This window comes from Mesorhizobium sp. M0898, from assembly GCF_040319695.1.
In the GTDB taxonomy this organism is placed as follows: Bacteria; Pseudomonadota; Alphaproteobacteria; order Rhizobiales; family Rhizobiaceae; genus Mesorhizobium.
In genome coordinates this window covers 1-1,350 of sequence record NZ_JAMYOE010000125.1, presented here as the reverse complement: position 1 = coordinate 1,350, position 1,350 = coordinate 1, and the positions used below count along the sequence as shown (strand labels likewise).

Here is a 1,350-nt window from a genome sequence, read left to right as displayed (position 1 = left end):
GATAGTGTTGAAGAAGTCGGCGATGAAGCCGTGGATCCACTCGCACCGAAGCGTCTTGATTAAGGTCGACGCGACCTCCTCGCCTTAAGTGGCTCGGACGTTTGTTCCGAGGGTGCAAATCTTGGCCAATTTCCTGAGGTTCTGGGCGATGGCTGCAAGGTGGAACTCATCGCGGGCACCACAGGGGCCGCGCAATCGCAATCGATCGAGCTTCAGGATGCGCTTGAGGTGCGCGAACAGCATCTCCACCTTCTTCCGCTGATAGCGTGAGGTCTGGTAGGCGTCTGTCTTTGCGATGTCGCGGGCCATGTCGCGCGCGCCCTCATAGATCGAGCGCAGCACCTTGCGCGCCGGCTCCTTCGGGCAACAGCTGGGCTTCAGGGCACAGGCGTCGCAATCCAGCTTGCTGGCGCGATAGCGCATCATGCCATTCTCGTCGACGAGAGGGTGTGGCATCCGATAGGTCTTCTGGCGCTGCCTGAGCGTCTTCCCGCCAGGACAGATGTATGTATCGGCCTTATGGTCGTAGGTGAAGTCGTCGCGCGAGAAGGTGCCATCCTTGCGCCTAGACTTGTCGAAGACCGGGATATGCGGCTCGATCCCACGCTCATGCACCAACCAGTTCAGCATTTCGGCCGAGCCGTAGCCGGTGTCGGCAATCAGCCGCTCCGGCCAGAGGCCGAGCTCGTCGTGCGCCCGCTCGATCATAGTCTTGGCGGCCGTCACCTCGGCTTGGCGCACCGCGGTCGAGGGCTCCACGTCCACGATGATGGCGTGCTCCACGTCGATCAAATAGTTCGTGCAATAGGCATAGACGGCTGGGCCACCCCAAGCGGCAGTCCAGCGCGCGGCGGGATCAACAGGGGAGACGAACTTGGGCTCCACCGGCGTGGCGGCCCCGAAGGCGGCGTCATCCAGAGTGGCGAGATACTCAGCCACGGCCCGCTTGGCTTTGGGATTGAGGTCCTCGGCCGTTTCGATCCCGCGCTGACGATGGGCGTCGGCGACGATCATGCTGGCATCGACCGCAAAGCCTTCGCCGCCGACGAGCCCTTCAGCTATGCAGCGCCGGACGACGGTCTCGAACAGTTCGCGCAGCAGGTCGGCATCGCGGAAGCGGCCGTGGCGGGTCTTGGAGAAGGTTGAGTGGTCAGGCACATCACCCTCGAGGCCAAGCCGGCAGAACCACCGATAGGCCAGGTTCAGATGTACCTCCTCGCACAGCCGGCGCTCCGAGCGGATGCCGAAGCAATAGCCGACGATCAGCATGCGGATCAGCAGCTCAGGGTCGATCGAGGGACGGCCGATCGGGCTGTAGAAGGGCGCCAGATGCTGGCGGATGGCGGACAG

Annotated in this window: 1 protein-coding gene; it reads right to left on the bottom strand. The window is 63.2% G+C overall.

Annotated features, from left to right (window positions below; genetic code table 11):
- Positions 1 to 84 precede the first annotated feature (84 nt).
- On the bottom strand, positions 85 to 1,350 hold a 1,266-nt coding region (locus tag NKH90_RS34510), incomplete at its 5' end, for a transposase (protein WP_352823774.1).